The following is a 6444-nucleotide window of genomic DNA, read 5'->3' as shown; positions in this document are numbered from 1 at the left end:
CATGGCGCACTGCCAGCGGTCCGCGACCTGCACGGCCTGCGGGGCGCCGGCGGTGGCGCCCTCGGCGAAGAACGGAGCACGGTCGCGGCACACGACCTCGATTCCGGGCCGCTGGGCCAGCCACGAGGCCAGGCTCGATGACTCCCGGTCGGGCAGCAGATCGATCGGCCGGCGGGTTTCGACGTCCACGAGGACGGTGCCGTAGTGGCGCCCCTTGCGGGTGGCGTACTCGTCGACGCCGACCACCCGCGGAGCGGGCACCTCCGGCTCGGGAAGCGCGTCGACCAGCCGCAGAACGGTGCTGCGGCTGACCTGCACCCCAACGACCTGGGCCAGGCGGGCGCCGGCCCGGCCCGCGAGAGCAAGACCGATCGCGGCCAGGGTCGAGCGGAGCCGCTCGGTCCGCTGGCCGTGCCTTCGGGTCAGACCGCGTATCTGCTCGACGAACGTGCGGCGTTCACACTCGGCGTTCGGGCAGGTGAATCGGCGAACCCGCAGCTGGAGTACGACGCTTCGTCCCGCACTCGGAACATCAGCGGGAAACCGCAGGTAGGAGCCGTGAACCTGGGCGGACCATGCCCCGCACCCCGGGCACGAGGCGCCCGCAGCGGTGCACCGGACATCAACACGCACTATCGCGATGTTCACGTCTACCGACAGCACCGCGACGTCCGCGATCGACGGTAATAGCAGCTCCTCCAGCCGGAGCAAGATCTCATTCACAGCCCCGAACTGTCGGCCCAGTCACTCTTTCCACTGCTCATTTTGAGGCAACTTGCCATGGGCTGCTGGGACTTCAGCGGTCACTCACAGTGCACGGATCACACAACCTGAGCCAGAACCCCAGAAGTGATGGCACTGTCATGCCCGCGAACAGCGGGGTGCCCACCGCCCACGAGTGTCTGCGCTCGACTGCGTTCGTCGTCTGGGTGCCCTGCGGTGAGGATGGCTGGCAGGCTGGGTCGGTCATGTGTTTGGTGGATGCAGGATGCAGGAATGCCGATGGAACGTGATGTCTCTGCGGAGCTTGGCGCCCGTGATCCTGGGTCTTGGCCGAGTGTGGCTGGGATCCCCGGTGATCTGTTGGTGGCAAAGGAACTGGTGTATGACGCCAGTGGGTTCACCTGCTCACAGCCGGTGCCTGAAGCGGAGAGCGCTGAGTATGGTGCATGCGAGTTCACGCTGGATGGCTTCTCGGTCAGGTTTCGCGTGGCCAAGACAACCCCGACGAAAGTCGGTCAGTTCGTCACTGTGTGGAAGAGGTCCGCGAGCGGGCCGATCCAGCCCTTCGACGCTGAGGATCCTGTTGATCTCTTCGTCATCAGCACTCGCGAGGGCCAACGGTTCGGACAGTTCGTGTTTCCGCGAGACGTGCTCTGTGAGCGGGGCATCGTGTCAAGGAACGGATCCGGCGGGAAGCGGGCGTTCCGTGTTTATCCGCCGTGGGTAACGACCACCAGCCGCCAAGCCCGCAACACGCAGACGTGGCAGTTGAACCACTTTCTGCATGTGCCTGAACGCGAGCCCGTCGACACTGCCCGGGCCTGCACCTTAAATCACCTCAGTGGCCACTGTGACACCACATCTGTAGTCAGTAGCTGGACGACGAAGCCCGCCCTCCACGAGGTCAGCGAGCCTTGGCGTGCTCTTCAGTTCGTGCCCGGGTGCTGGCGAGGCGGTAGGAGTCGGTGCCGGTCTCGATGATGGTGCCGTTAACGTGAGTCGGTCGACGATCGCCGCGCAGAGCCGGGGGTCGGTGAAGGTCTTGGTCCAGCCGCTGAACGACTCGTTCGAGGCGATGACAACGCTGTTCTTCTCCTCGCGCTCCCCACAGCCGGCGCAGCAAGTCCTGGCGCCCGGCGCTGCTCTGGAAGGACATGAACTTCCATTCGGGACTCTGGACCCGGGCCGCCCGGCGCAGCTCCTCCACGATGGGCGCGGCATCGACGTCATCCATGGCCACCGAGGCGTACACGAGGTAGCGGCCGTGCTCATCAGCTGCTCGCCGCCGTAGCCGGACTCGTCGCAGGCGCCCCAACGGCCGCTGTTAGCGCTGTTCTTGGTGGGGGCGGCGGTACGGCTGTACGGCTGTACGCTTCGATGTGCTCCCGCCAGGATCAGCCCGGCCTGTGACCGGCGCGCCCGCGTTCGGCACGAAGCTGCGCTTGAGTGCGCCGAAGCTGATTGCGGCGTCAGCGAGAAGGCCCCGAGCGGAACGTCCGCATCCTGCACGCTCTGCCGCCCGCCGCCAGGATGCCTCGCCGCCGGCTGTGGCCGTGGCCTCGTGGGCTGAGTGGAAGAGACGCCCCCGGCCGCGCACAGTCAGTGGCTGCGGGTATCCGCACCGTGTTCCACCCCAGCCCGGTACGGCAAGCCCTGATCGTGAGGCCCTCCGCAGGCGGAGGGCCTCACAAGGGACTCGTGGGGTCTAGAAGCGGCTGACCATCCCCGGGATGCCCCGAGGCGTCGGGAGCGGCAGCGGGTTGGGGTCGCTGCGTTCGTCTGCGGCCGGAGCGGCCTGGCAGGTCACGTCCTTCGACGGCAGCTTGCCGGTGGTCAGGTAGGCGGTGGCCGTCTTGTCGGCGCACGACTTGGTGCCGTAGATGCCGTGTCCGACACCTCCGGAAACCGTCACCATCTTCGACCCCTTCATGGCAAGGCGCAGGCCCTGGCCGCTGGTCAGCGGAGTCTGGGAATCCCACTCGTTCTGCAGGATCAGCGCGCCGACCTTGTTGTCGATCGTGGTGGCGGGCTCGCTGCCTTTCTTCTGCCAGAAGGCGCACGGCTTGATGTGGGAGGCGAAGTCGCCGTACAACGGGTACTTGGCCTTGTCCCGGATCGCGTCCTTGCGGTACTGCTCGGGATCGCGCGGCCAGGTGCGGGTGTCGGCGCAGACGACGGACCAGAAGCCGGCGTCGCCGTTGTCCGAGGGCACGGTCCGGCCGAACGACGGCGGAAGGGGCGCCGGCGTCCTGAGCTCCCGGCCGGCGGACGAGGGTGCTCCTGTGGCGGCCTTCTTCAACTGGGCGACCGACTCGGCGGCGTCGCGCACGCTGAAGAACGTGCCCCGGCTGCCGTAGCGGATGTCGGCACCGGTCAGAAGTGTGCCGTCGAGGTCGATCGGCTCGCGGTCGGCCTGGGCGACCAGGTCGTAGAAGGTCTTGCGGACCGCTTGCGGGGTCTTGCCCAGCTTGTATGTGGCATGCCGCGCGGCGGTCCACTTGGTCCACCTGGTGAAGGCGGGCTCGGTGCCCTCCGCCCAGACCTGGATCATGCCGCGCCATACCCGGGCCGGGTCGACGGCGCTGTCCAGCACGAAGCGGTCGGAGCGCTTCGGGAACATCTGCGTGTAGACGGCGCCGAGGTAGGTGCCGTACGAGTACCCGAGGTAGGAGATCTTCTTCTCGCCGAGCACGACACGGATCACGTCCATGTCCCGGGCGGTGTTGCGGGTGGTGATGTGGCGCAGCTTGTCGCCCTGCTTGGCGTCGCACTTCTCAGCGACGGTCCGGGCCCACTTCACGTCCCTGGTGAACGTCTCGGCCTTGTACGGCCGTTGCCAGTTCCGCTCCTCGGACGTCAGGCCGCAGCCGACAGGGGAGCTCTGGCCGATGCCTCGCGGGTCGAAGCCGATGAGGTCGTACTTGGCCTTCACGGCTTTCGGCAGCTCGCCTGCCAGGTACTGCGGCATGTCGACGCCCGGCCCACCCGGGCCACCCGGGTTGAGCAGAAGCACACCGCGCCGCTCCTCCTTGGTGCTCGTCTTCAACCTCGATATCGCGAGGTCGAGCTTCTTGCCGCCCGGGCTGTTGTAGTCGAGCGGCACCTTGATCGTGGCGCACTGGAAGGCGGCAGGCATCGCCGTGTCGCAGCGGTGCCAGGCCGGCTTCTGCTGGAGGTACGGGCGAAGGGGATTCTCCGCGGCGGATGCCGTGGCTGGGGTCAGCGCGGGAACCAGCGTGGTGACGGCGCCGACCGCCAGGAAGAGGGATATTCGACTGTTTCGCACGTGGGTTGAGCCCTTAGTTGGTTGCGTACGGGACGCACCCACCTTTTCGTGCGCGGACGTTGAGCGAATCCCTCCACAAGGCCGGGTTTCTCCCACCGTGGGGGGATGGGGAGTTGGGACAGATAGTGCTTGAGTCGCACAACCGTAACCGGCTCAACGCCATCTACTTCTAGTGGACTTCTGAGATCAATTCGGTTTAGTTTTGCATGATCTCAAGTATTTCGAGTTTCAAGGAGTTTGTTCGCGTCTGTTGCAGTGTCCGATTCGATTCCACCGGCGTCTTCGACAAGATGCCCGATCGAAGCGGGGTTCCGGTCGGTTGTCGTGATCCTTTTCACGCGTGATCTTCTATGCCGAGCCTGCCGCGGAGCGGGCGAAGCGGGCGCACAAGGCTATGCCGGACCGAACCGCTGGCAGGAGTACTTCGAGAACCTCTACCATCTCGTCCGCGAGATCCCTGCCGAGCGGGCTCGTGCGCAGACTGAGCTGTGGCGCCTCGGCCGCCCGTGACACTTATCGCCCCACAGCCGAATAGCCTCCCGTGCGGCGACCTGCCGCAACCAGGAAATGCCGTTCAGCCGGCCACAGCTCTTCACCCCGCTGACTCGCGCACCGGCACGCCGCTTCCGCAACTTGGCTCGGCCCTCCAGATGGACAAGCGACAGCGCTGACTCCATGCGCCGCTCAGCTGCCCACGAGCTTTCGGGCGAGCGACCTTAAGGGACAAGCTAAGGGTGCGTTCCAGCTTCGGCCGGCTCGTTCGTGCTCACGGACCAAGGCTGAGTAGGCGTGCGTCTCGGTGCAAGAGCACTTGAGCGCCTTGCCTGCGATGGCATGGCACCCTGGCGGCGGGGCCCGCTGCTCATGCCATCTCGTCGCGGATCGCGTTGCGGTGTTCTTCGTAGAGGAGCCGCGCATCGTCGCTCGGCAGTGCCTCGGTGGCGAGGCCGCAGGCACACGTCACGACGGTGAGGCCGCACGGAGTACGCAGTGTGTGCCCCTCGGGGCTGGTCCAGGCGCCACCGGCCGGGTTTTCGTAGCGGAGGTTGTGGCGGTACTTGGACGTGCGGGTATGGCTCGGGGTACAGCCGGTGCCGGTCTGGTCAACGCTGAAGCGGTGCTTGCTCATGGCTCCAGTGTGGCCGCCGGCGAGCGATCGGCCGGGATGTTCCCGTTGCGCCCGGTTGCGGGGTATGGCTGGCTCCTCGTCGGGAGTGGTCCGTCACGGGTGGCGTACACCGGCCCCATCGAAGGCTGCGGAGGCCGCCTTGGAGGGCTTGGCGGGCGTGTCCTGCTCCGGGGGCAGCGGGACGACGCCGAGGGTGATGTCGGAGCCGGTCGCCTGACGGCGGTCGGTCCGTTCCGGTAACTCTGGGATGTGAGGGAGGACCGAGTAGTGCTTCGTGGACTCTGCCGATCTTGCCTGGCCACCGGCATGGTGGGTGGCGTCGGCCCTGGTGCCCGTGACCAAGGGAGGCTGCCCGCAGAACGCCCTCTCAGGCGATGCGGGCGGGCGGCGGTGATGGCTGTTCCGATCGCGGCGAGGTCGTCGTCGGTCGAGACGTAGGGCGGCATGGCGTAAATCATGTCGCGGAACGGGCGGAGCCATACTCCGTGCCTCAAGGCGGTGTCCGTGGCCAGCTGGATGTCGACTTGATGGTCGAGCTGGGCGACGCCGATGGCGCCCAGGACGCGGACGTCCTTGACCCCGGGGAGATCCTGGGCCGGCGGGCGCGAGGGCCTTGTCGAGTGTGGCTTCGACGCGGTTGACGTTCGCCGCCAGTCCTGGCTGCGCAGGAGGTCGAGTGAGGCGCAGGGTGCGGCGGTGGCGAGCGGCCCATGAAGGTCGGTCCGTGGGCAAGGGCGGGGAATTCGCCGCGCCCCGATGCCGTCGGAGATCTCGCTTGTGCACAGGGAGGCGGCCATGGAGAGGTAGCCGCCAGTCAGTGCCTTGCCCACGCACATCACGTCTGGGCTGACGCCGGCGTGGTCGGCGGTGAGCAACGCCCCGGTACGGCCGAAGCCGGTGGCGATCTCGTCGAAGCTGAGCAGCACGTTATTGGCCCGGGTCACCTCTCGCAGTACCTGGAGGTAGCCGGGGTCGTGGATGCGTATTCCTCCGGTGCCCTGGCATACCGGTTCCACGATGACCGCGGCGAGTTCGTTGGCGTTCTGCTCCACGACGTCCGCCAGGTGTTGTGCGTAGCGCTCGTCGATCCCCGCTTCGAATCCGGCCGGCGGGCGGTCCATGAACACCCGCGGCTTGAGGACGCCGGACCACATTTTGTGCATGTCACCTTCGGGGTCGCACGGCGTGAAGGTGTCGCCGTGGTAGCCGCCGCGCCAGGTCGCCAGCTTGGTCTTGTTGAGCTTGCCGGTGGAGCGCCAGTACTGCAGGCACATCTTGACGGCGACCGCTAGTACTCCAGCAGTAC

At 66.9% G+C, this 6444-nt stretch carries 4 protein-coding genes and 2 pseudogenes; 1 reads left to right on the top strand and 5 read right to left on the bottom strand.

Annotated features, from left to right (window positions below):
• Positions 1-723, bottom strand: a 723-nt coding sequence (locus J7E89_RS40030; protein WP_214981420.1) for an ISL3 family transposase, incomplete at its 3' end; no start/stop codon positions are given.
• A 378-nt stretch (positions 724-1101) separates the two neighbouring features.
• Between J7E89_RS40030 and J7E89_RS40025 the strand changes: the two are divergent.
• Positions 1102-1560, top strand: a pseudogene (locus tag J7E89_RS40025) (MepB family protein); the annotation flags it as partial.
• A gap of 67 nt (positions 1561-1627) precedes the next feature.
• On the opposite strand, the pseudogene J7E89_RS40020 reads toward J7E89_RS40025, so the two are convergent.
• The 4 genes and pseudogenes from J7E89_RS40020 to J7E89_RS40005 form a co-directional block, all read right to left on the bottom strand.
• Positions 1628-1827, bottom strand: a pseudogene (locus J7E89_RS40020) (ATP-binding protein); the annotation flags it as partial.
• A 601-nt stretch (positions 1828-2428) separates the two neighbouring features.
• Positions 2429-4009, bottom strand: a complete 1581-nt coding sequence (locus J7E89_RS40015) for an alpha/beta fold hydrolase (RefSeq protein ID WP_214981418.1) — start codon at positions 4007-4009, stop codon at positions 2429-2431.
• Between the two features lie 862 nt (positions 4010-4871).
• Complete coding sequence (locus J7E89_RS40010; protein ID WP_214981417.1) at positions 4872-5138, bottom strand: hypothetical protein; 267 nt, start codon at positions 5136-5138, stop codon at positions 4872-4874.
• Positions 5135-6444: aminotransferase class III-fold pyridoxal phosphate-dependent enzyme (locus tag J7E89_RS40005; protein WP_214981416.1), on the bottom strand; the 1310-nt coding region annotated here is incomplete at its 5' end. The genes J7E89_RS40010 and J7E89_RS40005, both read right to left, overlap by 4 nt.

This window comes from Streptomyces sp. ISL-100 (assembly GCF_018614615.1).
Taxonomy (GTDB): Bacteria; Actinomycetota; Actinomycetes; order Streptomycetales; family Streptomycetaceae; genus Streptomyces.
This window is presented reverse-complemented; position numbering and strand designations above follow the sequence as displayed.